The sequence below is a fragment of the Acidovorax sp. Root219 genome (assembly GCF_001428665.1).
Lineage (GTDB): Bacteria > Pseudomonadota > Gammaproteobacteria > Burkholderiales > Burkholderiaceae_C > Acidovorax.
In genome coordinates this window covers 39,474-63,611 of the sequence record NZ_LMIJ01000029.1, presented here as the reverse complement: position 1 = coordinate 63,611, position 24,138 = coordinate 39,474, and the positions used below count along the sequence as shown (strand labels likewise).

The window sequence follows — 24,138 nt, the reverse complement described above, 5'->3', positions numbered from 1 at the left end:
TTTCTCAAAGACCCCAACTTTTTGCAAAGTTCGCTTCGGTCTACCCAAACCGCTGAAAGCACTACCTGGGCAGTACCTTCAACCGACCGACTCCTGAAGAATAGAGGTCTTGGTAGCGAAGCCCTCGACTATAGCACTACTTTTGAGGGGTGGCAGGGAAAACCCGATGAATTTGCGCTTTGCCTGTTTCACCCTGCCGCTCGCCATGGATCCACCAAGAAAAAAAGAGGGCTTGCGCCCTCTTCTTGCTTGCCAGGTTCTGGCCCGACGCGCGTCACACGCGCCACTTCTCCAGCAGCTTGGCGGGGCTCAGGCTGTCATAGCCTTCGAAGGGCTGGTGAATCCAGGGGTTGGTCGGCAGGAATTCCACCGAGTAGTCGGGGGTAAAGGTGGACATGGCCTTGGTCCAGATGACGGCACTGCGCAGCTCGGTAATAGGTGCGTAGTTGGTCTTGAGCATGTCGATCACGGCATGCAGGGTGTGGCCCGAATCGGCCAGGTCGTCCACCAGCAGCACTTTGCCGGCGATCTCGCCCTTGGGGGTGGTGATGAAACGGGCGATGTCGAGGTGGCCCTGCACCGTACCGGCTTCGGCGCGGTAGGAGCTGGTGGACATGATGGCCAGGGGCTTGTCGAAGATGCGGCTGAGAATGTCGCCGGGGCGCAGGCCACCGCGTGCCAGGCACAGAATGGTGTCGAACTCCCAGTTCGACTGGTGCACCTTGAGCGCCAGCTTTTCGATCAGGCTGTGGTACTCGTCATAACTGACATACAGGTGTTTGCCGTCTTCGGTCAACATGGGCGGGGCTCCTGGGGTGATGGCTTGTAGACAAGAGGATCACACGGCAGCAGCGCCAGAGCAACCCCTCATCGCGATATAGAGGGAATACGAAAATGCGTTCTACCGTGCAGCCCACGGGCTGCGCGGCACCACTGCCCTGGCCTCGCATCGGCCAGGGCAGCGGCAAGGGGGATCAGTCGGCCACGTAGGGGTGGCGCATCATGATGGTGTGGTCGCGGTCCGGGCTGGTGGAAATGACGTCGACCGGTACACCGGTCACTTCAGCAATGCGCTCCAGGTAGCGGCGGGCTGCTTCGGGCAGCTTGGCGTATTCGGTCACGCCCACGGTGGTGTCGCTCCAGCCGGGCAGGGTTTCGTAGATGGGCGTGCAGCGTGCGATGTCTTCCGCGCCCATGGGCAGCAGGTCGATCTTCTCGCCGTCGAGTTCGTAGCCGGTGCACAACAGCAACTCGGTCAGGCCGTCGAGCACGTCGAGCTTGGTGATGCACAGACCGGACAGGCCATTGACCTGGGCACTGCGCTTGAGCAGCGCGGCATCGAACCAGCCGCAGCGGCGGCTGCGGCCCGTGGTTACGCCTTTTTCGGCGCCGATAGTGCTCATGTGGTAGCCGGGCGTGCCAGGCACTTCCCAATCGAGCTCGGTGGGGAACGGGCCACCACCCACGCGGGTGCAGTAGGCCTTGGTAATGCCCAGGATGTAGTGCAGCATGCCGGGGCCCACGCCCGAGCCGGCGGCGGCGTTGCCGGCAACGCAGTTGCTGGAGGTCACATACGGGTAGGTGCCGTGGTCCACGTCGAGCAGCGTGCCCTGCGCGCCTTCGAACAGCAGGTTGGCGCCGGCCTTGTTGGCTTCGTTGAGCTCACGCGAGACGTCGGCCATCATGGGCTTGAGCAGCTCGGCGTGGCGCATGGCTTCGGCGTACACCACGTCGAATTGCACCTTGCCGTCCTGGATATAGGGCTTCAGGGCGTCACCGAAAACGAATTGGGCCGAGCCCAGGTAAGTGGTGAGCACGTGGTTGTGCAGGTCCAGCAGCTCGCGCAACTTGGCGGCGAAGCGCTCGGGGTACTTCAGGTCCTGCACGCGCAGCGCGCGGCGCGCGATCTTGTCTTCGTAGGCGGGGCCAATGCCGCGACCGGTGGTGCCGATCTTCTCGGTGCCGCCCTGCTCGCGCGCGGCTTCACGCGCCACGTCGATGGCAGCGTGAAATGGCAGGATCAGCGGGCAGGCCTCGCTGATGCGCAGGCGCGAGCGCACTTCCACACCGGCCTTCTCCAGGCCTTCGATTTCCTCGAAGAGCTTGGCGGCCGACAGCACCACGCCGTTGCCGATGTAGCACTTGACACCGGGGCGCATGATGCCGCTAGGGATCAGGTGCAGTGCGGTCTTCACACCGTTGATGACCAGCGTATGGCCGGCATTGTGGCCACCCTGGAACCGGACAACGCCTTGCGCGCTCTCGGTGAGCCAGTCGACCAGCTTGCCCTTGCCTTCGTCACCCCATTGGGTTCCGACCACCACTACGTTGCGACCTTTGGTTGCTTTCATCTCAGACCCAATTTTCAATTGCAATTAACTCAAACAGCCTGCACGACCCACTGGCCCGCAATCTGCACCAGCTCTCGGTCACAGTGGAACTCATCGACTTCGCTCCCATGCCCAGGCAGAACACATACCACCGTCTCGCCTTGGCGGCGCAGCTCGGCAATGGCGGCGTTCACGTCGCTCGCCTCGCCCCAGGGCGCGCGGATGGCGGCCTTGAGGGCGCGCGGGGACACCACGCTCACCAGTTGCTTGATGTCCAGGCTGAAGCCGGCCGCAGGCCGGTTGCGGCCGAACACGGCACCCACTTCGTCATAGCGGCCGCCACGCACCAGCGCATCGCTGGCACCCTTGCCATAGATGGCAAAGCGGGTGCCGCTGTAGTACGCATAGCCACGCAGGTCGGCCAGGTCGAAGGTGACCACGGCGCCGTCCAACCGCGAGGCCAGCCAGCGCAGGTGCGACAGCACTTCAGCCACGCCGGCGATGTGCTTCAAGGCCTTGTCGGCCTCGGCCAGTACGGACTCGTCACCATACAGCTGCAGCAGCGCCAGCAGCCCCTGGCGCGATGCCGCAGGGAAATCACGGGTCAGCGTTGCCAGTTCGCTCGCGTCCTTGGCCGCTAGGGCGGCATGGATGCGGCTGAGCAACGGCGCATCCACCGCCACACCGGCCAGCAGGCTGCGCACGATGCGCACGTCGGCCAGGTCGATGGTGGTGTCGCGCACCTCGGCCACGCGCAGGCATTCACGCGCCAGCTGCAGGGCTTCGAGGTCGGCCTCCAGCCCGGCATGGCCATAGATCTCGGCGCCAAATTGCAGCGGCTCGCGCGTGGCATGGGGGCGGTCGGGGCGGGTGTGCAGCACGGGGCCGCAGTAGCACAGCCGTGTCACACCCTTGCGGTTGAGCAGGTGGGCATCAATGCGCGCCACCTGGGGCGTGGTGTCCGCACGCAGCCCCATGGAGCGGCCCGACAACTGGTCCACCAGCTTGAAGGTCTGGAGGTCCAGCGCTTCGCCGGTACCGGTCAGCAGGGATTCCAGGTGTTCCAGCAGCGGCGGCATGACCAGCTCATAGCCATAGCAGCGCGCCGTGTCGAGCAGCCCGCGACGCAATTCTTCGATGTGCCGCGCTTCGGACGGCAAGACATCGGCAATGTGATCCGGCAGGACCCAAGCAGACATGAGAAAAGGGGAGGCTGTTAAAACCGTGATTCTACCGGCACCGGCCAAGGCCCCTCCAACGGGGACCGACCAACAAGGCCATCAAGCGCGCGAAACACATGGAGTCACCCCGTCCCTCAGGAGGTAGCGCGGCCCAAAAAAAACGGCAGCCCTGCAATGCAGAGGCTGCCGCTGTGCGCCTGGCGCCGCTTTTTTACTTGCGCGGGGCTGCAGGCTGCGCCGCAGAAGCAGTGCCGCCGCGGAAGGCCTTGAAGAACTCCGACGACGAGGGATCCACCACCATCACGTCGCTCTTCTTGTTGAAGCTCGATTTGTAGGCTTCAAGGCTGCGGTAGAACTGCGCAAACTGCGGGTCGCGGCCAAAGGCCTCGGCGTAAATGCGAGCGGCTTCGGCATCGCCCTCGCCCTTGATCTTCTGGGCATCGCGGTAGGCGTTGGCAATGGCGATCTCGCGCTGGCGATCGGCATCGGCGCGGATTTTTTCGCCTTCGGCCGCACCGGTAGAGCGCAGTTCGTTGGCCACGCGCTTGCGCTCGGCCTCCATGCGGCGGTAGACCGACTCGGTGATGGCCTCCACATAGTCAACGCGCGTGATGCGCACGTCCACCACGTCCACGCCCCAGGGCTTGGCGCCGCGCACGGTTTCCAGCACCTCACGCTTCACCTCGGCCATCAGCGCTTCGCGCTTGAGCGAGAGCAGCTCCTTCACGGTGCGCTTGTTGATCTCTTCCTGGAAGGCATTGCGTACCACGCGGTTGAGCTGCATGGCACCGGCGCTTTCATCCAGACCGACGTTGCGGATGTACTGGGTGGGCTCGGAGATGCGCCAGCGCACATACCAGTCGATCACCACGCGCTGCTTTTCTGCCGTGAGCATGGGTTCCGTATCGGGGCTGTCCAGCGTGAGCAGACGCTTGTCGATGTAGGTCACGTTCTGGAACGGCGGCGGCAGCTTGAAGTTCAGGCCCGGCTCGGTGATCACTTCCTTGATCTGCCCGAGCGCGTAGAGCACGCCGAACTGGCGCTGGTCCACGACGAAGAGCATGGAGCTCATGAGTGCAAGCACCACCAGGAGGGTGGATGCGATAAATCCGACTCTGTTCACGAGCTGCTCCTAGCGGGATTCACGTTCGCGTGTGCGACTGCTGTCACGCGCTCGGGGGTCATTCGAAAAAGGGATCGCAGGCGCAGCCGGGACCACCGTGGTGGCCGCAGCGCTGGCGGGCGGCGCATCCAGGGCGCCTGGCGTGCCGGTGGCCACGCTCTGCATGATCTTGTCCAGCGGCAGGTACAGCAGGTTGGAGCCCTGGCGCGAATCCACCAGCACCTTGGTCACGTTGCCGTAGATCTGCTGCATGCTCTCGATGTACATGCGGTCGCGGGTGACCTGGGGCGCCTTCTGGTACTCGGCCAACACCGACGAGAAGCGCTGCGCATCGCCCTGTGCCTGGGCCACGATGCGGGCCTTGTAGGCAGCCGCCTCTTCATTGAGGCGCGATGCGGAACCCACGGCACGCGGGATCACGTCGTTGGCATAGGCCTGGGCATCGTTCTTGGCGCGTTCGCGCTCCTGGCCGGCCTTGAGCACGTCATCGAAGGAGGCCTGCACCTGCTCGGGTGGGCGCACACCGCCCTGCTGCAGGTTGATGCCCACCACTTCGACACCCACCTTGTAGCGGTCCAGGATGGTCTGCATCAGCGTGCGCACGCGCGGCGCGATCTGGTCGCGCTCTTCGGCCAGTGCCGTGTCCATGCGCATCTTGCCCACCACTTCACGCACGGCCGTTTCAGCAGCCTGGATCACGGCATCCGAGGGATTCTTGCTTTCGAACAGCCAGGCGCGCGCATCGCTCAGGCGGTACTGCACGGCAAACTTGATCTCGACGATGTTCTCGTCTTCGGTGAGCATGGCCGACTCACGCAGGCCCGTGCTCTTGATGATGTTGTCGCGGCCCACGTCGGCCGAACGGATCTGCGTCACGAACACCAGTTCATGGCGCTCGATCGGGTACGGCAGGCGCCAGTTGAAACCCGCACCCACCGTGCTCTTGTACTTGCCGAACTGGGTGATCACGGCCTGCTGGCCTTCCTGCACGATGAAGAAGCCCGTGCCCATCCAGATCACGAAGATGATGCCGGCGATCAGGCCCACGCCCACGCCCGCGCTCTTCATGTCGGGAGGCTGGAAGCCGCCGTTGCCGGCGCCCCCGGTACCGCGTCCACCACCGCCACCCTTGCCGCCAAACAGGCCGCCGAGCTTGCGGTTGAGGTCACGCCACAGTTCGTCCAGGTCCGGCGGCTGGCCATTGCCCTGGCCCTTGTTGTTCTCGCGCCCGCGGTTGCCTGCGGGGGGCTGCGCCGGCGGGCGCTCGTCCGGGCGAGCGCCTTCATCCGGCTTGTCTTCACCACGGCCCCAGCGGGGATCGTTCAGATTGAACATGCCCCGGATACGTTCTGGCAGCGAAGCCCAGCGTAGGGTGCGATTTTGGAAATTCATGCGCAAAGTCTCTGGTTCTCTGGTGGCATCGATCAAAACGGCATTGTGCCCAATCACTCCTCTTGGGCCGGCAATGGGGCAGCATCAGCTGGGGTCATGTCCTCCTGCGCCGCCAGCACCCGTGCGGACAGCACACGGCGAAGGGAGTCCAGGCCCTGGCCGGAGCGTGCGCTCACGAACAGGCGGGGCACCATCTGCCCCTCCACTTCGTACTGGTCTTCCAGCAGCGCGGGCTGCTGTTCGGCGTCGAGCGCATCGAGCTTGTTGAACACCAGCAGCTGCGGAATGTCGGCCGCGCCAATCTCGTGCAGCACGCGCTGCACCTGGTCCATCTGCTCGGGAAAGTTGGGGTTGGAGGCATCCACCACATGCAGCAGCAGATCGGCATCCACCGCCTCCTGCAGCGTGGCCTGGAAGGCATCGACCAGGCCGTGTGGCAGGTCGCGGATGAAGCCAACCGTGTCGGACAGCGACACCGAACGCCCCGCATCGCCCAGGTAGAGCTGGCGCGTGGTGGTATCGAGCGTGGCAAACAGCTGGTCGGCCGCGTACGCGCGGGCCTTGACCAGCGCATTGAACAGCGTGGACTTGCCGGCGTTGGTATAGCCCACCAGCGAGATGGTGAAGGTGTCGCGCCGGTCGCGCTGGCGGCGCTGGGTCGAGCGCTGGCGCTTGACCTTGACGAGCCGCTCGCGCGTGCGCTTGATGGCCTCGCCGATCATGCGGCGGTCGAGCTCGATCTGCTTTTCGCCCGGACCGCCGCGCGCACCGATGCCGCCGGTCTGGCGCTCCAGGTGCGACCAGCGGCGCACAAGGCGCGTGCTCAGGTACTGCAGCCGGGCCAGTTCCACCTGCAACTTGCCCTCATGGCTGCGGGCCCGCTGCGCAAAGATTTCGAGGATCAGGAAGGTGCGGTCAGAGACCGGCAGCTCCAGGTTGCGCTCCAGGTTGCGCTGCTGCGCAGGGCTGAGCGACTGGTCGAACAGCACCTCCACCGCACCGTGCATCTGGGCCAGGGTGCGGATTTCATCGGCCTTGCCGCTGCCCACGAACAGGGCGGCATCGGGTGCCTTGCGCTTGCAGGTCAGGCGCGCCACGGGGTTGAGCCCCGCAGTTTGCGCAAGCAAACCCAGTTCTTCGAGCTCGCCATCGAAATGGGGAAGACCGAAATCCACCCCCACCAGCAACACCGAGGCACCACCCGCGTCAGAAGATGCGGGGGTACTCAAAGCGGATGGCCTCCGCCCATGACCATCTGACCCAGAATTGAATGCTGAACTGGATGCCGCAACTCAGGTGCCGGCGCCGTCTGCATCAGGGGTTTCGGCCGTCGAGAAATTGACTGCACGACCGGGCACGATGGTGGAGATCGCATGCTTGTAGACCATCTGCGTCACGGTATTGCGCAGCAACACCACATACTGGTCGAACGATTCGATTTGCCCTTGCAGCTTGATACCGTTCACCAGGTAGATGGAAACAGGTACATGCTCCCTACGCAGTGCGTTCAGGAAAGGATCTTGCAAAAGTTGGCCTTTATTGCTCACGATATTCTCCGTGTTCAAAGATGTTGTTGTAAACCACCACCTTACCACAGCAAAGTGGGACTTTTGCCGCCTGGTGACATGGCCTTTCGCCAACCCGGCCTTTCTGCACGCCGAACCGAGGTTCTCACCAGGGAATACCGGGGGTGAATATGCGGCGACAGAAACAGATAGTTACTTCTGCGCGCCATTCACCAAACCAGGGCGTTGCAATAACCATGCTGCAATGCAGCATATGCCATGGCCAAGAAGGAGCCGTGCGGCAGCCCTCCCCCCGGGGTCAGCCCTCGTCCTTGTCCGCGTAGGGGTTGTGCGAGGTCTTGACCTCGATGCGCAGCGGCGTGCCCACCAGGTCGAATTCCTTGCGAAAGCGCCCTTCCAGGAAGCGCTTGTAGGCCTCGGTCACATGCTCCAGCGAGTTGCCGTGGATCACGATCACCGGCGGGTTCATGCCGCCCTGGTGCGCGTAGCGCAGCTTGGGGCGGAACATGCCCGCGCGCTTGGGCGCCTGGAACTGCACCGCCTCCAGCAGCAGGCGGGTGAGCACGGGGGTGGACATCTTGCAGGTGGCCGCCTTATGCGCCTGCACGATGGAGGTCCACAGCGGGCCCAGGCCCTGGCGCTTCTTGGCCGAGATGAAGTGCATCGAGGCGAACTTCAGGAACGACAGGCGGGTTTCGATGGAGCGCTCCAGCAGCGTGCGCTGGTATTCATCCACGGCATCCCACTTGTTCACGGCCAGCACCACGGCGCGGCCGCTCTCCAGAATGTAGCCGGCAATGTGCGCGTCCTGGTCGGTCACGCCCTGCGTGGCATCGAGCAGCAGCAGCACCACGTTGGCCGACTCGATGGCCTGCAGCGTCTTGACCACCGAGAACTTCTCGATCGCCTCGAAGACCTTGCCCTTGCGGCGCAGGCCTGCCGTGTCCACCAGCTCGAAGCGCTGGCCGTTGCGCTCGAAAGGCACGGTGATCGCATCGCGCGTGGTGCCCGGCATGTCGAACGCGACCAGGCGCTCTTCGCCCAGCCAGGTGTTGATCAAGGTGGACTTGCCCACATTGGGGCGGCCCGCCACGGCAAGCTTGATGACGCTCTTGTCGCCTGCGGCATCGGCCTCGTCAGGGTCGGGCAGGTTCAGCGGCTCGAGCGCAATCTCCACCAGGCCCCTGATGCCCTGGCCATGCGCAGCCGACACCGGGAACACTTCGCCCAGACCCAGTTCATAGAACTCGGCCAGCTGCACGCCCTCGACCATGCCTTCGGCCTTGTTGGCCACCAGCACGCAGGGCTTGGACAGCCGGCGCAGGTAGTTGGCGATGTCATGGTCCTGCGCCGAGACACCGGCGCGCGCATCCACGACGAAGACGACCACGTCGGCCTCGGCCACGGCCTGCTGCGTCTGCTTGGCCATCTCGCGGTAGATGCCGGTGGAGGCATCGGGCTCGAAGCCCCCGGTATCGATGACGATGTACTCGTGCTTGCCCTGCTTGCCATTGCCGTAGTGGCGGTCACGCGTGAGCCCGGCGAAGTCCGCCACGATCGCGTCGCGGGTCTTCGTCAGGCGGTTGAACAGCGTGGATTTACCGACATTCGGCCGCCCCACGAGGGCGATAACTGGCTTCATTGAATACGACCTATCAGTTTTCCATTGCGCTATGCGCTATCCGCAACCCATGAGCCGCACGCTGCCAAAGCCAGCGGACGCCATGGAACGGGCTTGGCCCGGCCATTGGCGTCGTCCCCTTTGAGGGGGAAGGCGCGAAGCGACTCAGGGGGTGCTTCATCTCATTCCGGGCGGAAGCCGAATACTCCGCCATTGCGGGTGACCACCACCAGGGTGTCTGCCGCAGCCACCGGCGCTGCGGCAATGCCGGAGCCGTCGGTGGTCATGCGATTGAGGGGCGCACCGTCGGTGCGCGAGAGCAGGTGCACCAGGCCCGTGTCGTCGCCCACCACCACCGAGCGGCCCAGCAGCAGCGGCGTGGTCAGCTTGCGGTGCTTGAAGCGGTCCGAGCCCCACAGGCGCGTGCCGTCATTGCGGTTCCAGGCCACCATCGAGCCATTGCTCTCGGTGCCGAAGATCGCATCCTTGTCGCCGTCGATGCCCTCGGCGCCGGCGGCGCGCTGGGTCCAGGCGACGTTGCCGCGCACCGTGTTCACGCAGCCCACGGCCGACTGGAAGGCACGGGCGCACACCGATTCGCCGACGCGGCTGCTGCGCCCCACCAGTTCCACCAGGCGCTCCACGTCGTTGGTGCCGCGCGAGCTGGCCAGCGGGGCCTCCCAGCGGGCACTGCCATTGTCGGGGTTCAGGCCCACCAGGCGGCCGGACAGGCCCACCACCAGGGTATCGCCCACCGCCAGCAGCACGCCATCCTGGCGCAGCACCAGGGGCTCGCCGGGGCGCTGCTGGGTCCACAGGCGCTTGCCAGTGGCGGCATCGAAAGCGATCACGGTGCGGTCAGCCGCCAGCACGAACACGCGGCCACCCGCCACCAGCGGCGCGGTAAAGACCTGCGAGGCCATGGGCTGGCGCCAGCGCTCACGGCCGGACTCGACGGCGATCAGCGCATTGCTGCGTGCCACCACAGCCGCCAGCTTGCCATCGCTGCCGACACCGGCAGACAGCGGCTCGGCCAGGGCCAGGCGCCAGATGTCGCCGCCCGTGCGGGCATCGATGGCAGCCACCGTGCCGTCGGCCGAGGCCAGGGTCACCGTGGTGCCATTGACGCGCACGTCCAGCGACAGGCCCGCCACCGCCCCGACCTTGCTGGTCCACGCCTGGCGCACGCCCAGCACGGGCACATTGGCACCGAGGTCGGCAGGCACGGGCTTGGGGGCACCCCAGAACGAGCCGCCGGGCATCACCGAACAGCCGGCCAGCGCCGCCGCCAGGGCCAGCAGCGCCAGGCCACGGGCCGGACGAAGGTGGGTGCCGATAAGAGTCTGCGCGCTCATTTGGCAGCCTCTGCCGTCTTGGCGGCCGCCACGGTCTCGGCGGCAGGGTTGGCGCCCAGCGTGTTGAGCTTGACTTCGACGAGGCGGCGGTATTCCACGTCTTCGTTCATGGCCTTGTAGGCCTTGGTGTACTGGGCCAGGGCCTCGGTGCGCTTGTCCTGCAGCATCAGGATGTCGCCACGGTGGTCCGCAGCCACGCCTTCGAACGCGGCAGGCAGCGAGCCCGAGAGCTGGGCCAGCGCTTCGTCGTATTTCTTCTGCTCGGTCAGCACGGAGGCCAGGCGCAGCCTGGCCAGCGCCTTGAAACCATCGTCGCCGGCATGTTCGGCCACCCAGGCGAGCGCTTCGCGCGCGCCATCGGGCTTGCCCGCTTCCATGAGGTTGCGGGCCACGGTGAAGCCCGCCTGAGCCGCCTGGGGCGTGCCCGCGTAGCCGGCCTTGAGGTCGCCGAAGGCCCGCTCCAGGCGCTCCTGGTCCTTGGCACGGCTGGCCACATCGACCGCGTCGAACAGCGCCGCCGCCTTCGTGGCCTGGCTGCTCTGCCAGTACTGGTAACCGTTCCATGCCGCCAGCGAACCGCAGACCACGATCAGCACGCAGCTGATCAAGGTACCCCAGTTGTTCCAGAAGTGCTTGAGCTGGTCGAGTTGTTCCTGCTCTTCGAGGTCTAAATGATTTGCCATGGAGGTAGGTAAAAATTAACGGTTGGATTGTAGGGTGGCGGCCCAATCGGCCACATTGGCGATGGCTTGCTCCACCTGGGCGCCGGCGCCATCGCGCAGGGACTTGACGCCCACCACGCCGCGCGCAAGCTCCTCGTCGCCGAACACCAAAGCATACTGCGCGCCGCTGTTGTCGGCTTTCTTGAACTGGGACTTCATGCTGCCCATGCCCTCACCCGCCGTGGGCGCGCCGTGCATCTGCACCTCTATGCCCTGGGCACGCAGTTGTTCCAGCACCCGGCTGGCCACGGGCAGCGCCGCACGGCTGGGGATGATGGCATAGACATCCGGCACCAGGGCCGGCACCTGGGCGCCCTGCTCCTTGACCAGCTCCAGCACGCGCTCCACGCCCAGGGCCCAGCCCACGGCCGGGGCCGGCTTGCCGCCGATCTGCTCGATCAGGTAGTCGTAGCGCCCACCGCCGCAGATGGTGCCCTGCGAGCCCAATTGCTCGGTGATGAACTCGAACACCGTGAGGTTGTAGTAGTCCATGCCGCGCACCAGGCGCGGGTTGACCGTCCAGGCCACGCCATTGGCGTCCAGGATGGCCTTGACCGCGTCGAAGTGCGCCAGCGACTCGGCGCCCAGGAAGTCGATGAGCCGGGGCGCGGCATTCACCAGCGCCTGCATGGCCGGGTTCTTGGTATCCAGGATGCGCAGCGGGTTGGCGTGCAGGCGGCGGCGCGCCTCCTCGTCCAGCTGGTCGGCGTTCTGCTCGAAATAGGCGATCAGCGCCGCACGGTGCGCCTTGCGCTCCTCGGGCTGGCCCAGGCTGTTGAGCTCCAGGCGCACGTTGGTCAACCCGATCTCCTTCCACAGCGCGTTGGCCAGCAGAATCAGCTCGGCATCCACCTCGGGCCCGCCAAAGCCCAGGGCCTCGGCACCGATCTGGTGGAACTGGCGGTAGCGACCGCGCTGGGGGCGCTCGTGGCGGAACATGGGGCCCATGTAGTACAGGCGCTTGCCGCCTTCGTAGAGCATGTTGTGCTCGACCACCGCGCGCACCACGCCGGCCGTGGCCTCGGGGCGCAGGGTCAGGCGCTCGCCGTTCAAGCGGTCTTCGAAGGAGTACATCTCCTTCTCGACAATGTCGGTCACCTCGCCCAGGCCGCGCACGAACAGCGGCGTGGGCTCGACGATGGGCGTGCGCATGTTGCGGTAGGCATAGCGCGCCATCAGATTGCGCACCTTGTCCTCCAGCCACTCCCAGCGGGCGGAGTCGGGCGGCAGGATGTCATTCATGCCCTTGACCGCCACCAGTTTCTCGGGCTTGGCGGCGGCGGCAGATACGTCTTTACTCACGGCAATGGTTTCCAGTTGAATAGGGGTACGGGAGGCGGCTCCGGGGAGGCGCCTCGCTGGGCCGTTCGGGCCCGCAGGGTGCGATTGTCGCAGGGGCGTCGGCCGCCGCCGGGTCAGGCGAGCGCGCTGTCAGGCGCGCCAACCGCCGGGGCAGCCACCGGATGGGAGCCGCCGAAGCGCTTTTCAATGTAGTATTCCACCAACTGGTGGAACTCGGCGGCGATGTTCTCGCCGCGCAGGGTGAGGGCCTTCTCGCCATCGATGAACACCGGGGCGGCCGGGGCTTCACCGGTACCGGGCAGGCTGATGCCGATGTCGGCATGCTTGCTCTCGCCGGGGCCGTTGACGATGCAACCCATGACCGCTACCTTGAGCTTTTCCACGCCCGGGTACTTCACGCGCCACACAGGCATCTGCGCGCGCAGGTAGTCGTCGATCTGCTTGGCCAGGTCCTGGAAGGTGGTGCTGGTCGTGCGGCCACAGCCGGGGCAGGCCGTCACGCTGGGCACGAAGATGCGCAAGCCCAACGACTGCAGGATCTCGGAGGCCACCACCACTTCCTGGGTGCGGGCCTCGCCGGGCTGCGGGGTCAGGGACACGCGGATGGTGTCGCCAATGCCTTCCTGCAGCAGGATGGAGAGCGCCGTGGCCGACGCCACCGTGCCCTTGGTGCCCATGCCGGCCTCGGTCAGGCCCAGGTGCAGCGCGTAGTCGCAGCGCTGGGCCAGGGCCCGGTACACGGAAATCAGGTCCTGCACACCGCTGACCTTGCACGAGAGGATGATCTGGTCGCCGTTCAGGCCCATTTCTTCCGCGCGGCGGGCCGACTCGATGGCCGAGGTGATCAGCGCCTCGTACATCACCTGGCGCGCCTCCCAGGGCCGGGCGCGGCGGCTGTTGGTGTCCATCAGCTCGGCCAGCAGCTCCTGGTCCAGGCTGCCCCAGTTCACGCCGATCCGCACCGCCTTGTCCCAGCGGATGGCGGCCTCGATCATCTGGCCAAACTGGCGGTCGCGCTTGTCGCCCTTGCCCACGTTGCCGGGGTTGATGCGGTACTTGGACAGCGCCTGCGCGCAGTCCGGGTAGTCGGTCAGCAGGCGGTGGCCGTTGAAGTGAAAATCCCCCACCAGCGGCACGGCCTCACCCATGCGGTCGAGCTGCTCGCGAATGTAGGGCACCGCCTGCGCCGCCTCGGGCGTGTTGACGGTGATGCGCACGAACTCGGAGCCGGCCTGCGCCAGCTCCTTGACCTGGATGGCGGTGCCGATGGCATCCACCGTGTCGGTATTCGTCATGGACTGCACGCGCACCGGCGCATCGCCCCCGACCGTGACCACGCGCGAGCCCCAGACCACACGGGCCTGGCGGGAGCGCCGAGGGGCCGGCTGGGCAATGGCAATCGGGGCCAGATCGATCAGGGACTTGTCCACTTATTTCACCTCAAAGCGCGCAACGTTGTCGCGCGAAACGGTGGTCAGCGCGAATGGCTTGCCACGCACAAACACATCGGTCACATCGGCCCGGCCAATCACCACCGCCAGAGGGAGCGTGCCCGAAACGGCCACCGACTCCCCCACTGCCAGATTCTTCTGCAGCGCAATGGTTCCGCCGGCATCGCGCACCTGCACCCACGAGGCGCCGCGCGCACTCAGGGTCAGCACGCTGGAGGCTGAGGCAGCCGCAGCCGCTTCGGGGGTCGATGCCGCCACGGCCGGGGTGGCCGCACTGGCTACCGCCGCAGCCGAAAGGCTTGCCGCAGGCACAGGGGCCGCAGGCGTCGCAGCCGGCGCGGCCACCACAGCCGCAGCGGGTGCGGGCACAGCGGCCGGGCCGGAGGCCGCAGCCACGGGGGCTTGCGGCTCCTGGGCAGCCACGGGGGGAGACGCCGGCGCCTCATCCCCCGCGCTGCCGCCGAACGGATTGCGGTCGGCAGGGACAAACATGATGGCCAGGGCACCCGCCAGCAAGGCCAGCACCACCACGGCGATGGCCCAGGACTTTTTGCCGCCCGAGGACGCTGGAGCAAAGGAGCCATTGCCCGCACTGGAGCTGCTGCCCTTGACCGGCGCGTTGATCCCCGCATTGCCCGCCACCAGGCGCGGGCTCTTGCTTTGCGGCAGCAGCGCCAGAATGGGCGCCGGGTCGATCTTGAGGGTGCGACACACGCTGGATGCCAGAGCCCGCACGAACACCGTGTCAGGCAGCACCGCGAAGTTGTCGGCCTCCAGGGCCTCCAGCTTGGCCACCGGCACCTTCAGGGCCACGGCCAGCGCCGCAATGTGCAGGCCCGCCTCCATGCGCGCTTCGCGCAGCAAGGTACCGGCCGTCCGCCCTCCAGCCATCTCTTGTGCCTCTGCGTGCACCGAAACCCCTGTCACCGAATCACTCATTGAAAGCCCCACGCTGATAGGCACCCGTCTCACGCGCTTCCGGGAAACGCCTGCGCAATTGATCACCCAACTGGCGCATGGCCACGATGTCGCCCAGGCCGCGCTCGACCTTGATGCCCAGCCACAGCGTTTCCGCATTCGAGAAATCGCTGTTGTTCAGGCGGCGGATGTAGAACTGCGCCCGCGTGAGCTCATTGCGGCGCATCAGCAGCGACGACAGGTGGTAGCCCACCACCGGGTTGGCAGCATCGAGTTCGTAGGCCTTGAGCAGCGACTGCTCGGCTTCGGCCACCTGGCCGGCTTCCATCTGGCACAGGCCGCGCGCCATCAGCGTCTTGCTGCGCGCGGTATAGGCCGGGTTGGCCAGGGCCGTCACGAAGCTCTGGTCGGCCTCGGCGTACTTGCGCTGCTGGCAATGCAGCCAGCCCAGGTTGTGCAGCAGATTCGGGTCGTTGCTGCGCAGGCCGAGCGCGCGGCGAAAGCTCTCTTCGGCCTGGCCGAACTCGTTGAGCCGCAGGTAGATCAGGCCGCGCAGATTGAAGGCGTCGGAATAGGTGGGGTCGGCGACCAGGGCCTGCTTGACCTCGTCCAGCGCCACGGTGGTCTGCCCGTTCTCGAAGTAGTTGGTCGCCAGCTCCAGGCGGATGCGCGCGCGGCGGCGCGCCTCGGGCTCATCGGACTGGGTGAAGACAGCACCGCCGGGCTCGCCGGCCGATGGGGCACTGCCGCCGCTCGCACAGCCCGAGAGCCCTGCCACGCCAGCCACCACCCCACAGGCCAGGAGCGCACAGCGGCCCATGCGCTGCCAGCGTTCAACCAATCCCACCATGTAGAGCCTCCTTCAAGTTCGTTGTGTCATGTCACCAGTTTGAGCGCGATTGTGCGCTGTTTGGCCATGCGTTCCGCCGCTTTTGTGCGATCTTTGACATCGCCGGCCAATTGACCACAGGCAGCGTCGATATCGTCGCCGCGCGTCTTGCGCACCGTGGTCACGATGCCCGCATCGCTCAGCAGTTTGCCAAAGGCCAGCACCTGCGCCTGTGACGAACGCAAAAGGCCCGACGCCGGAAACGGGTTGAAGGGGATCAGGTTGAACTTGCAGCGCACGCCCGCACCGCGTACGGGCTTGACCAGGTCGATCAGTTGCTGCGCATGCTCGAGCTGGTCGTTGACCCCGTCCAGCATGCAGTATTCGAAGGTGATGAAGTCGCGCGGCGCGTGTTCCAGGTAGCGGTTGCACGCGGCCAGCAGCTCTTCGATCGGGTATTTGCGGTTCAGTGGAACCAGGTTGTCGCGCAGCGGATCGTTGGGTGCATGCAACGAAACGGCCAGGGCCACAGGGCAATCCTGCGCCAGCCGGTCGATCATGGGCACCACACCCGAGGTGGACACCGTCACGCGGCGGCGCGACAGGCCGTAGGCATGGTCGTCCAGCATCACGCGCAGCGCCGGCACCAGGGCCGAGTAGTTCTGCAGGGGCTCGCCCATGCCCATCATCACCACGTTGGAGATGATGCGCTCCGTCTTGCCCAGGCGCGCACGCAGCGCGTGCTCGGCAAACCACAGCTGGGCCACGATCTCACCGGTGGTGAGGTTGCGGCTGAAGCCCTGGTGGCCGGTGGAGCAGAAACGGCATCCCACGGCGCAGCCGGCCTGGGAGGAAATGCACAGCGTGCCGCGGTCGTCCTCGGGAATGAACACCGCCTCGACCGCATTGCCGCCGCCCACGTCGAACAGCCACTTGACGGTGCCGTCGGCCGAGACATGCTCGGAGATGACCGGCAGCGCCTGCACGTGCGCGCAGCCCTTGAGCTTGTCGCGCAGGGCCTTGGCCAGATCGCTCATGGCATCAAAGTCGCGCGCGCCGCGCTGGTGGATCCAGCGGAACAGCTGGGTCGCGCGAAAGCGCTTTTCCCCAAGCTTTTCGCAGAACGCAGCCAACCCGTCGAGATCGAACTCCAGCAGGTTGGTGGTCTTGGCCGGGGTAGCAGTCGCTGCGGCAGGCGCGGCAACCACAGCGGTGGCGGTTTCAGTCGTGGTCATAGCGGCATCCCTTCGGGTAACCGCTCGCAGTCGTCCCCATGGTGTGGCCACCCCACCGGGGTGGGCTCAAGCATGGGGACCACCATCTCAGCGGGTGTAAATGTTCAGGCCGGGGAAGAAGAAGGCGATTTCGACGGCAGCCGTTTCGGCAGCGTCGGAACCGTGCACGGCGTTGGCATCGATGCTGTCGGCGAAGTCAGCACGGATGGTGCCGGCTTCTGCCTTCTTGGGGTCGGTGGCGCCCATCAGTTCGCGGTTCTTCAGAATGGCGTTTTCGCCTTCCAGGGCCTGGATCATCACCGGGCCGGAGATCATGAAATCGACCAGGTCCTTGAAGAAGGGACGTGCCTTGTGCACGCCGTAGAACTGCTCGGCTTCCAGGCGCGACAGGTGCACCATGCGGGCAGCCACAACCTTCAGGCCGGCAGCTTCGAAACGGGCGTAGATCTGGCCGATCACGTTCTTGGCGACTGCGTCAGGCTTGATGATGGAGAGAGTGCGTTCGATTGCCATGGTGTTTTTCCTGATTGGATTGATATAAACGATGCGAATTCTTTTGCCCAGCGGACAAAACCCTCGATTCTAACCGTGCGCCGGGTAACCCCTGTGAATCAGCGGCCACGGCCACGGCGCGGGCCGCCACCACCACCGCCACCGGGGGCGCGCTGGGCCTGGCGGTGGCGCGAGAGGCTGTCGGTGCCGATGTAGCCGACCGAGGTCTTCATCGGATCGGGCTGGGCCGAGCCGCCACGCGCGCGGTCGGCATTGCTGTTGCCGCCACCATTGCCACCCCGAGCGCCCTGGCCACCACCGCCGCCATCGCGGCGGGGCTTCTGGCCGCGCGGGCCGTTGGCACCGGCGCCCGGAGGCTGGTCACGGCGGCTGCCGTCGCCGCGCGGGCCGCCACGGCGGATATTGCCGCGCTTGTTGCCTGCGGGGGCAGCTTCGCCCAGCGCGGCATCGCCACGGTCTTCCAACGGGTCGCGCCCGGCGCCTGCGGCCTTCACCAGTGCGCGGATGTCGCTTTCGTCCAGTTCCAGGAACGCACCGCGCTTGAGGCCGCGCGGCAGCACCATGGCGCCATAGCGGATGCGGATCAGCCGGCTGACCGCATGGCCCACCGACTCCAGCATGCGCCGCACTTCGCGGTTGCGGCCTTCGGAAATGGTGACGCGGTACCAGCAGTTGGCACCTTCGCCGCCACCGTCTTCGATGGAGCCGAAGGCGGCCATGCCGTCGTCCAGGCGTACGCCCTCGATCAGCTTGGCTTTTTCTTCATTGCTCAGGGCGCCGAGCACGCGCACGGCGTACTCGCGCTCCAGGCCAAAACGCGGGTGCATGAGCTTGTTGGCCAGCTCGCCCGAGCTGGTGAACAGCAGCAGGCCTTCGGTGTTCAGGTCCAGCCGGCCCACGGACTGCCACTTGCCCTGCTGCAGGCGCGGCAGCTTGCGGAACACGGTGGGCCGGTTCTGCGGGTCGTCGTGCGACACCACTTCACCCACGGGCTTGTGGTAGGCGATGACACGTGCCGGTGGCGGGTCGATGCGGTAGCGGATGGGCTTGCCATTGACCTTGACCTGGTCGCCGAACTGGATGCGCTGGCCGATGTGGGCCGGCTCACCGTTGACCGAGATGCGGCCCTCCAGGATGAGCTGCTCCATCTCCAGCCGCGAACCCAGGCCGGCCTGCGCCAGCACCTTGTGCAGCTTGGGTGTCTCCACCTGGGGCAGCAGCACGCGCTTGAGAGGCACCTCCTCGCCGGACTCCTCGTCCGCATCGAACTGGCCGGACACCACGTCCTCGAACTGGTAGCCCTGCACGCCGTGCTGCGGCCGGGGTCCCTTGGGGCCCTGACCTTGGTGATTCTGCCCCTTGCCATGGCTTTCCTTGCGGCCCTCCCGGCGCTCCTGCGCATCGCCGCGCGGTGCGGCAGGGGCGTCGCCATAGATGCGCGCACCGGGCGCACGGTCGACCAATACCACGGCCGGCACGGGCGCCCTGTCCACTGCGTCGCCATCGACCGCTGCGGGGGCATCCAAGGCAGCCGCAGACTCTGCAGGCGCCACGGCCAGGGGCGGCGCGGACTCCACCGCCTCGGCTCCATCGGCCACATCGGCAGCCACGCGGGGCTGGCGCGGCTTGCGGGGCTTTTTCACCGCAGGCTCGCTACCGGCATCCAGTGCCGACGATGCCTCGGCGGGCGCCACGGGCGCCTGCACGGCGGCGGCTTCATCGGCCTGCACCACCGCCTTCTTGCGCGGCGCGCGGCGCGGCTTGGCGGGCGGCGTGGCCGCCTCGGGCGGTTGCTCGGTGCCGGGGGCGTCGGGCAATGCGTCGGGTGTCGTCGAATCGTTCATGGAAGCTTTCCCTGGATGCCACGGCGGGCATCGTCATCGTCATCGCGCAGCTCTTCATCGCTCTGCGCGCTCTTGTTCAAATCATCCGCAGCGGGTGCGGGGTCTGCCGGACCGGTCCCGCCCGTCGTGTCTTCTTCACCGCTGCCGGCCAGCAACTGGCTGTCCGGCTCCAGCCGGGCGGGCGCCTCTTGCGCCACACCGTCGGCCGGCACATCGGGCACCTCAGCCTCGCCTTCAAGCGTGCCATCCAGGTCCAGCAGGTTCTGCTGCGCCTGCGTGCCACCCTCGCCGGCATGCCCACCGTCTTCGACGGATGGCACGGGGGCGGCGGCTTCACCGCCCTCCCCGCCTTGCGGCGCAGCCTGGGCACCGGGTTCCTCACCCACGGCCTCCCCGGGACCACCTTCTTCTTCCTCTGACCCGATCACGCCCTGCGCTGCAGCGGCCATGGCCTCCAGCACGTTGGCATGGCCCGATGCATCCTCCAGCATGGGCAACTGGTCCAGCGAGGCCAGGCCCAGATCGTCGAGGAACTGGCGCGTGGTGGCAAACAGCGAAGGCCGCCCCACCGTCTCGCGGTGGCCGATCACCTCGACCCAGCCACGGTCTTCGAGCTGCTTGATGATCAGGCTGTTGACCGTCACCCCGCGGATGTCCTCGATGTCCCCGCGCGTCACCGGCTGGCGGTAGGCAATGATGGCCAGTGTCTCCAGCACGGCGCGCGTGTACTTGGGCGGCTTCTCGGGGTGCAGCCGGTCCAGGTATTCGCGCATTTCGGGGCGGCTTTGCAGGCGCCACCCGGTGGCCACCTGCACCAGCTCCACCCCGCTGTGGGCCCAGTCGCGCTGCAGGTCGAGCAGCAGCAGCTTGAGCGTGTCCGTACCCAGGGCGTCGTTGAACAGCACCCGCATTTCGCGCAGCGGCACGGGCTGCTGCGCGCAAATCAGGGCAGTCTCAAGGACCCGTTTGGCATCCACCGTGTTCATGGTTCAGCGATTCCGGGAAAAAAGGCGGCACGTGTCGTGACAAGGGGCCACACCAACAGCAGGGATCCATCAAAGGGGCGCATATTGCGCGGCCGCTGGCGCGACGCGGGGGCCCGGCGGGATTCCGTCTTCGGGTTCAGGGCGTGGTGTTCACGCCCCAGGGCCGGTCAGGCCTGGAAACACAGATACCTGCGTTTCGCTATGCGCCATTGTAACGCAGGCCCCAAAAAGACAGTGCATCGCGCATATCCAGGGGCAGCGGCGCCTGCAACTCCAGCGGCTGGCCCGTGACCGGATGGGTGAACGCCAGACGAAAGGCGTGCAGCGCCTGGCGCTGCAGCGCGCCCACAGGGACGCCGCCATAGAGCACATCGGCCACCAGCGGGTGGCCGATGGAGGCCATGTGCACGCGGATCTGGTGCGTGCGGCCGGTGTGCAGCGTGCACTCCACCCAGCAGCCTTGGTCCGCGCCCTCCAGCAGGCGAAAATCCGTGCGCGCCGGCTTGCCCGCATGGCTGGCGAGGTCGACCACGGCCATGCGCAGGCGGTTGCGCGGGTCGCGGCCGATGGGCTGCGTCACCGTGCGGCGGGCATTGCCTGCCCAGGGCTTGTGCGCCAGCGCCAGGTACTGGCGGTGCACGGTGCGCGCGGCGATCATGGCCACCAGCGCGTCCATGGTGGCGCGCTCGCGCGCCACCACCATCAGGCCGCTGGTGTCCTTGTCCAGCCGGTGCACGATGCCCGCGCGCGGCACCAGCAGCGCCTTGGGGTCGCGCGCCAGCAGGCCGTTGAGCAAGGTGCCGCTCCAGTTGCCGGGGGCCGGATGCACCACCAGGCCAGCAGGCTTGTTCACCACCAGCAGGTGCTCGTCCTCGTAGACCACGTCGATGTCCATCGCCTCGGGCCGAAAGGCCTGGCTCTGCTGCGTGGGACGCATCTCCAGGGTCAGGCCGTCGCCGGCCTTGACCTTGAGCGATGCCTTGGTGGCCGGGCTGCCGTTCAGGCGCACCAGCCCCTGGGCCAGCAGTTGCTGCAGGTAGCTGCGGGACAGCTCGGGCACCAGCTCGGCCAGCGCCCGGTCCAGGCGGGCCGCATGCTGCGCCGTGCCTACCTGCATCTGGCGCAGCTCGGCATCGGCGCCGCCCGCTTCCTCGCTCGCCCACTCCTCGCCGGCCCCCTCCTCGTCCGGCCCGGGCAGGCCGGGTTCCGTGCCGGGGTGCGCGGGCGCCACCACGGCGCTCAACGCGCCGACAGGTAGCGTGCGGGGTCCACCGGCTTGCCCTGGCGGCGGATCTCGAAGTGCAGCTTCACGCGGTCGGCGTCGGTGCTGCCCATCTCGGCGATCTTCTGGCCCTTGCGCACGGTCTGGTCTTCCTTGACCAGCAGCGTCTGGTTGTGCGCATAGGCCGTGAGGAAGGTGTTGTTGTGCTTGAGGATCACCAGGTTGCCATAGCCCCGCAGGCCGGCACCCGAATACACCACGCGGCCATCCGCAGCGGCCAGCACCGGGTCACCGGCCTTGCCGGAGATGTCGTAGCCCTTGTTGCGGGCCTCGTCGAAGCCCGCCAGCAGCGAGCCCGATGCGGGCCAGATGAAGTTCAGGTCGTCCTCACCCGCGCTCGGTGCCGGTGCGGCAGCCACGGCTGGCGCAGGCGTGACAGGCTTGGCGCCGCTGGCGGTGGATGCGGGCGGCAATGGGGTCGCCGTCGGGGTCGATGGGGTGATGGTCGTGGAGGTCACCGGGCGGGTGACCACGCCGGTATCGGCGGCAATCACGGGCGGCGGGTTCGTGCCGGGTGCAACGACGCGCAGCACCTGGCCCACCTCGATCAGGTCGGGGTTCGTCAGGTTGTTCCAGCGGGCAATGTCCTTCCAGCCCTGCCCGTTCTCCAGGCCGATGCGGATCAGGGTGTCACCGGGCTTGACGGTGTAGTAGCCGGGCTTTCCGGCATTCTCTGCCCCCGGCAGGGGTTTGATGGGCGCGGCCACCACCCCGGGCTGCGGCGATCCGTTCGTGGTGGTCATGGCACCGGCATAGGTTCCCCGGTCCTCCACAGGGGCCTTGGTCATCCGTGTTCCACAGCCCACCAACAGCAACGCCACGGTAAACCCTGCAACAAGACCACGCGATACCAACATAAGCATTTTCCCTTCAGGCAATCCCCGATTTTAGAGGGACAAAGTGAACCGGCTCGAGCACGCTTTGTTTCAACCCGTGTGGGGTCTTGTCAATTACCAGCAACATCTGCTGCCCACCGGCCACCGCCATGGGCGCCACCAGCCTTCCGCCCATCGCCAACTGGTCGCACCATTCCTGCGGTACGGCGTCGCCTCCGGCTGCGGCGATGATGGCCGCATAGGGGGCACCCTTGGCGTAGCCGAGCATGCCGTCGCCCAGCATCAGGTGCACATTGGCCAGGCGAAACGGGCGCAGGTTGTCGCGCGCCTTGTCGTGCAGGCCGCGCAGGCGCTCGATGGTGTAGACCTCGCGCGCCAGCAGGCCCAGCACGGCCGCCTGGTAGCCACAGCCGGTGCCAATCTCCAGCACGCGGCCCAACCCGGCGGGTCGGGCACTCTCGGCCGAGAGCAGCAGCTCGCACATGCGCGCCACCACACTGGGTTTGGAAATCGTCTGCCCCAGGCCGATCGGCAGGCTGGTGTCTTCGTACGCCTGGTTGACCAGGCCGCTGTCCACGAAGCGGTGGCGCTCCACCGTCGCCAGCGCCTGCAGCACAGCCGGCGAGGTGATGCCCCCGGCCGCGAGCTTTTGCACCATGCGGTTGCGCACGGCCGCCGAATCGAGGCCCACGCCCACCGCCGTAGCAGCCGGAGCCCGCTGGCCCAGCCCGGCCCCGGCGCCCTTGGATGCGCCAGCGCCCGCCCCTGCGGGGCGTGGTGCGGGTGCTCCGCTGCCCGGGAGCCTGGCGGGAAATCCGGGACGCCGCTGCATCACATGCCCGCCGCGAGCTTCGAGGCGGTCTGCGCCCAGTAGCCCAGGTTGTCGTGGTCCGTGAGGTCTACCTTCAAGGGGGTGATGGCCACATGCCCCTGCGCCGTGGCATGGAAATCGGTGCCCTCGGCATCGTCCTTGGCCGCGCCCGCGCTGCCGATCCAGTACATGGCCTCGCCGCGCGGGCTTTCCTGCACGATCACGCGCTCGGCCGCATGCCGGCGCCCCAGGCGGCACAGCTTGATGGGCCTGAGCGCCGCCAGCGGCATATTGGGAATGTTCACGTTGAGCAGCCAGGGTACTTCGGTCACCAGGCTCTGCGCCAGCATCTGCTCCACGATCTCGCGCGCCTTGGCGGCGGCCGCCTCGATCTCGCCCCATCCCTTGTCCACCTGCGAGAAGGCAATGGCCGGCACACCGAAGAGATAGCCCTCCATGGCTGCGCCCACGGTGCCCGAGTAGATGGTGTCGTCGCCCATGTTGGCGCCGTTGTTGATGCCCGAGACCACCAGGTCGGGCCGGTACCCGAGCAAGCCCGTGAGGGCGATGTGCACGCAATCCGCCGGCGTGCCGTTCACATAGCGAAAGCCGTTGGCCGCCTTGGTCACGGTCAGCGGCGAATGCAGGGTCAGCGCGTTCGACTTGGCACTGTTGTTGTGCTCGGGCGCGACCACTTCCACCTCCACGCCCGCCAGCGTCTTGAGCGCGCCATGCAGCGCCACGATGCCAGGGGCCTGGAAGCCGTCGTCGTTGGAAATCAGGATCTTCATGGAGTGTGGTCGGGGTTTGCCGTGGATTGTAGGACGCGACCGACACGGGTGCCCCCGTCGCTCGGGGGACATCGCACGGCCAGACGCCGC

At 66.8% G+C, this 24,138-nt stretch carries 22 protein-coding genes; all 22 read right to left on the bottom strand.

Annotation, left to right across the window (positions count from 1 at the left end; all coding sequences use genetic code 11):
• Positions 1–274: 274 nt before the first annotated feature.
• The 22 genes from ASE28_RS25300 to surE all read right to left on the bottom strand — a co-directional run bounded on the left by ASE28_RS25300 (position 275) and on the right by surE (position 24,048).
• On the bottom strand, positions 275–799 hold the full coding sequence (locus ASE28_RS25300; RefSeq protein ID WP_057205370.1) for a phosphoribosyltransferase: 525 nt from the start codon (positions 797–799) through the stop codon (positions 275–277).
• Between the two features lie 175 nt (positions 800–974).
• Positions 975–2,351, bottom strand: coding sequence for an adenylosuccinate synthase (locus ASE28_RS25295; protein ID WP_057205367.1), 1,377 nt, complete (start codon positions 2,349–2,351; stop codon positions 975–977).
• Positions 2,352–2,380: 29 nt separating this feature from the next.
• Positions 2,381–3,529 (bottom strand): ATP phosphoribosyltransferase regulatory subunit, encoded by a 1,149-nt coding sequence (locus ASE28_RS25290; RefSeq protein WP_057205364.1) that lies wholly within the window; start codon positions 3,527–3,529, stop codon positions 2,381–2,383.
• Between the two features lie 193 nt (positions 3,530–3,722).
• Positions 3,723–4,634 carry a protease modulator HflC gene (gene hflC, locus ASE28_RS25285; protein WP_057268970.1) on the bottom strand — a complete coding sequence of 304 codons (912 nt, stop codon included), beginning with the start codon at positions 4,632–4,634 and terminating at the stop codon, positions 3,723–3,725.
• Positions 4,635–4,643: 9 nt separating this feature from the next.
• Complete coding sequence (gene hflK, locus ASE28_RS25280) at positions 4,644–6,026, bottom strand: FtsH protease activity modulator HflK (RefSeq protein WP_057205359.1); 1,383 nt, start codon at positions 6,024–6,026, stop codon at positions 4,644–4,646.
• A 53-nt stretch (positions 6,027–6,079) separates the two neighbouring features.
• A complete protein-coding gene (gene hflX / locus ASE28_RS25275) occupies positions 6,080–7,255 on the bottom strand; it encodes a GTPase HflX (RefSeq protein ID WP_057268969.1) in 1,176 nt (391 codons plus the stop codon).
• A 63-nt stretch (positions 7,256–7,318) separates the two neighbouring features.
• The gene (hfq, locus tag ASE28_RS25270) at positions 7,319–7,573 is read right to left on the bottom strand and encodes an RNA chaperone Hfq (protein ID WP_057205382.1); all 255 of its coding nucleotides are present in this window, start codon (positions 7,571–7,573) and stop codon (positions 7,319–7,321) included.
• Positions 7,574–7,850: 277 nt separating this feature from the next.
• Positions 7,851–9,194 carry a ribosome biogenesis GTPase Der gene (gene der, locus ASE28_RS25265; RefSeq protein WP_057205351.1) on the bottom strand — a complete coding sequence of 448 codons (1,344 nt, stop codon included), beginning with the start codon at positions 9,192–9,194 and terminating at the stop codon, positions 7,851–7,853.
• 161 nt (positions 9,195–9,355) lie between these two features.
• Positions 9,356–10,528, bottom strand: coding sequence for an outer membrane protein assembly factor BamB (gene bamB / locus ASE28_RS25260; protein WP_057268968.1), 1,173 nt, complete (start codon positions 10,526–10,528; stop codon positions 9,356–9,358).
• Positions 10,525–11,211 carry a tetratricopeptide repeat protein gene (locus ASE28_RS25255; RefSeq protein ID WP_057268967.1) on the bottom strand — a complete coding sequence of 229 codons (687 nt, stop codon included), beginning with the start codon at positions 11,209–11,211 and terminating at the stop codon, positions 10,525–10,527. Before ASE28_RS25255 ends, bamB begins: the two co-directional genes overlap by 4 nt.
• A 15-nt stretch (positions 11,212–11,226) precedes the next feature.
• Positions 11,227–12,492, bottom strand: a complete 1,266-nt coding sequence (gene hisS, locus ASE28_RS25250; protein ID WP_057268979.1) for a histidine--tRNA ligase — start codon at positions 12,490–12,492, stop codon at positions 11,227–11,229.
• Positions 12,493–12,665: 173 nt separating this feature from the next.
• Entirely contained in the window at positions 12,666–13,982 is a 1,317-nt protein-coding gene (gene ispG / locus ASE28_RS25245; RefSeq protein WP_057268966.1) for a flavodoxin-dependent (E)-4-hydroxy-3-methylbut-2-enyl-diphosphate synthase, read from the bottom strand.
• Entirely contained in the window at positions 13,983–14,894 is a 912-nt protein-coding gene (locus tag ASE28_RS25240; RefSeq protein WP_235516215.1) for a helix-turn-helix domain-containing protein, read from the bottom strand.
• A gap of 40 nt (positions 14,895–14,934) precedes the next feature.
• Positions 14,935–15,771, bottom strand: a complete 837-nt coding sequence (pilW, locus tag ASE28_RS25235) for a type IV pilus biogenesis/stability protein PilW (RefSeq protein ID WP_057268964.1) — start codon at positions 15,769–15,771, stop codon at positions 14,935–14,937.
• Between the two features lie 26 nt (positions 15,772–15,797).
• Complete coding sequence (gene rlmN, locus ASE28_RS25230; protein ID WP_235516214.1) at positions 15,798–16,985, bottom strand: 23S rRNA (adenine(2503)-C(2))-methyltransferase RlmN; 1,188 nt, start codon at positions 16,983–16,985, stop codon at positions 15,798–15,800.
• Between the two features lie 87 nt (positions 16,986–17,072).
• On the bottom strand, positions 17,073–17,498 hold the full coding sequence (gene ndk / locus ASE28_RS25225) for a nucleoside-diphosphate kinase (protein ID WP_007848912.1): 426 nt from the start codon (positions 17,496–17,498) through the stop codon (positions 17,073–17,075).
• Between the two features lie 98 nt (positions 17,499–17,596).
• Positions 17,597–19,342 carry a pseudouridine synthase gene (locus ASE28_RS25220; RefSeq protein WP_057268963.1) on the bottom strand — a complete coding sequence of 582 codons (1,746 nt, stop codon included), beginning with the start codon at positions 19,340–19,342 and terminating at the stop codon, positions 17,597–17,599.
• A complete protein-coding gene (scpB, locus tag ASE28_RS31630) occupies positions 19,339–20,328 on the bottom strand; it encodes an SMC-Scp complex subunit ScpB (RefSeq protein ID WP_082608257.1) in 990 nt (329 codons plus the stop codon). Before scpB ends, ASE28_RS25220 begins: the two co-directional genes overlap by 4 nt.
• Positions 20,329–20,527: 199 nt before the next feature.
• Positions 20,528–21,571, bottom strand: a complete 1,044-nt coding sequence (locus ASE28_RS25210) for an RluA family pseudouridine synthase (protein ID WP_369818288.1) — start codon at positions 21,569–21,571, stop codon at positions 20,528–20,530.
• Positions 21,568–22,467 (bottom strand): peptidoglycan DD-metalloendopeptidase family protein, encoded by a 900-nt coding sequence (locus tag ASE28_RS25205; protein WP_057268962.1) that lies wholly within the window; start codon positions 22,465–22,467, stop codon positions 21,568–21,570. The genes ASE28_RS25210 and ASE28_RS25205 overlap by 4 nt, the downstream gene beginning before the upstream one ends.
• Positions 22,468–22,480: 13 nt before the next feature.
• Entirely contained in the window at positions 22,481–23,278 is a 798-nt protein-coding gene (locus ASE28_RS25200) for a protein-L-isoaspartate(D-aspartate) O-methyltransferase (RefSeq protein WP_057268961.1), read from the bottom strand.
• Positions 23,278–24,048, bottom strand: coding sequence for a 5'/3'-nucleotidase SurE (gene surE / locus ASE28_RS25195; protein ID WP_057268960.1), 771 nt, complete (start codon positions 24,046–24,048; stop codon positions 23,278–23,280). The genes ASE28_RS25200 and surE overlap by 1 nt, the downstream gene beginning before the upstream one ends.
• Between the last annotated feature and the right edge of the window lie 90 nt (positions 24,049–24,138).

Coding starts and splice junctions, on each gene's coding strand:
- ASE28_RS25300 (WP_057205370.1), bottom strand. CDS start 799: ATGTTGACCGAAGACGGCAAACACCTGTATGTCAGTTATGACGAGTAC.
- ASE28_RS25295 (WP_057205367.1), bottom strand. CDS start 2,351: ATGAAAGCAACCAAAGGTCGCAACGTAGTGGTGGTCGGAACCCAATGG.
- ASE28_RS25290 (WP_057205364.1), bottom strand. CDS start 3,529: ATGTCTGCTTGGGTCCTGCCGGATCACATTGCCGATGTCTTGCCGTCC.
- hflK (WP_057205359.1), bottom strand. CDS start 6,026: ATGAATTTCCAAAATCGCACCCTACGCTGGGCTTCGCTGCCAGAACGT.
- der (WP_057205351.1), bottom strand. CDS start 9,194: ATGAAGCCAGTTATCGCCCTCGTGGGGCGGCCGAATGTCGGTAAATCC.
- bamB (WP_057268968.1), bottom strand. CDS start 10,528: ATGAGCGCGCAGACTCTTATCGGCACCCACCTTCGTCCGGCCCGTGGC.
- ASE28_RS25255 (WP_057268967.1), bottom strand. CDS start 11,211: ATGGCAAATCATTTAGACCTCGAAGAGCAGGAACAACTCGACCAGCTC.
- hisS (WP_057268979.1), bottom strand. CDS start 12,492: ATGAATGACATCCTGCCGCCCGACTCCGCCCGCTGGGAGTGGCTGGAG.
- ASE28_RS25240 (WP_235516215.1), bottom strand. CDS start 14,894: ATGGCTGGAGGGCGGACGGCCGGTACCTTGCTGCGCGAAGCGCGCATG.
- pilW (WP_057268964.1), bottom strand. CDS start 15,771: ATGGTGGGATTGGTTGAACGCTGGCAGCGCATGGGCCGCTGTGCGCTC.
- rlmN (WP_235516214.1), bottom strand. CDS start 16,985: ATGACCACGACTGAAACCGCCACCGCTGTGGTTGCCGCGCCTGCCGCA.
- ndk (WP_007848912.1), bottom strand. CDS start 17,498: ATGGCAATCGAACGCACTCTCTCCATCATCAAGCCTGACGCAGTCGCC.
- ASE28_RS25220 (WP_057268963.1), bottom strand. CDS start 19,342: ATGAACGATTCGACGACACCCGACGCATTGCCCGACGCCCCCGGCACC.
- scpB (WP_082608257.1), bottom strand. CDS start 20,328: ATGAACACGGTGGATGCCAAACGGGTCCTTGAGACTGCCCTGATTTGC.
- ASE28_RS25205 (WP_057268962.1), bottom strand. CDS start 22,467: ATGTTGGTATCGCGTGGTCTTGTTGCAGGGTTTACCGTGGCGTTGCTG.
- ASE28_RS25200 (WP_057268961.1), bottom strand. CDS start 23,278: ATGCAGCGGCGTCCCGGATTTCCCGCCAGGCTCCCGGGCAGCGGAGCA.
- surE (WP_057268960.1), bottom strand. CDS start 24,048: ATGAAGATCCTGATTTCCAACGACGACGGCTTCCAGGCCCCTGGCATC.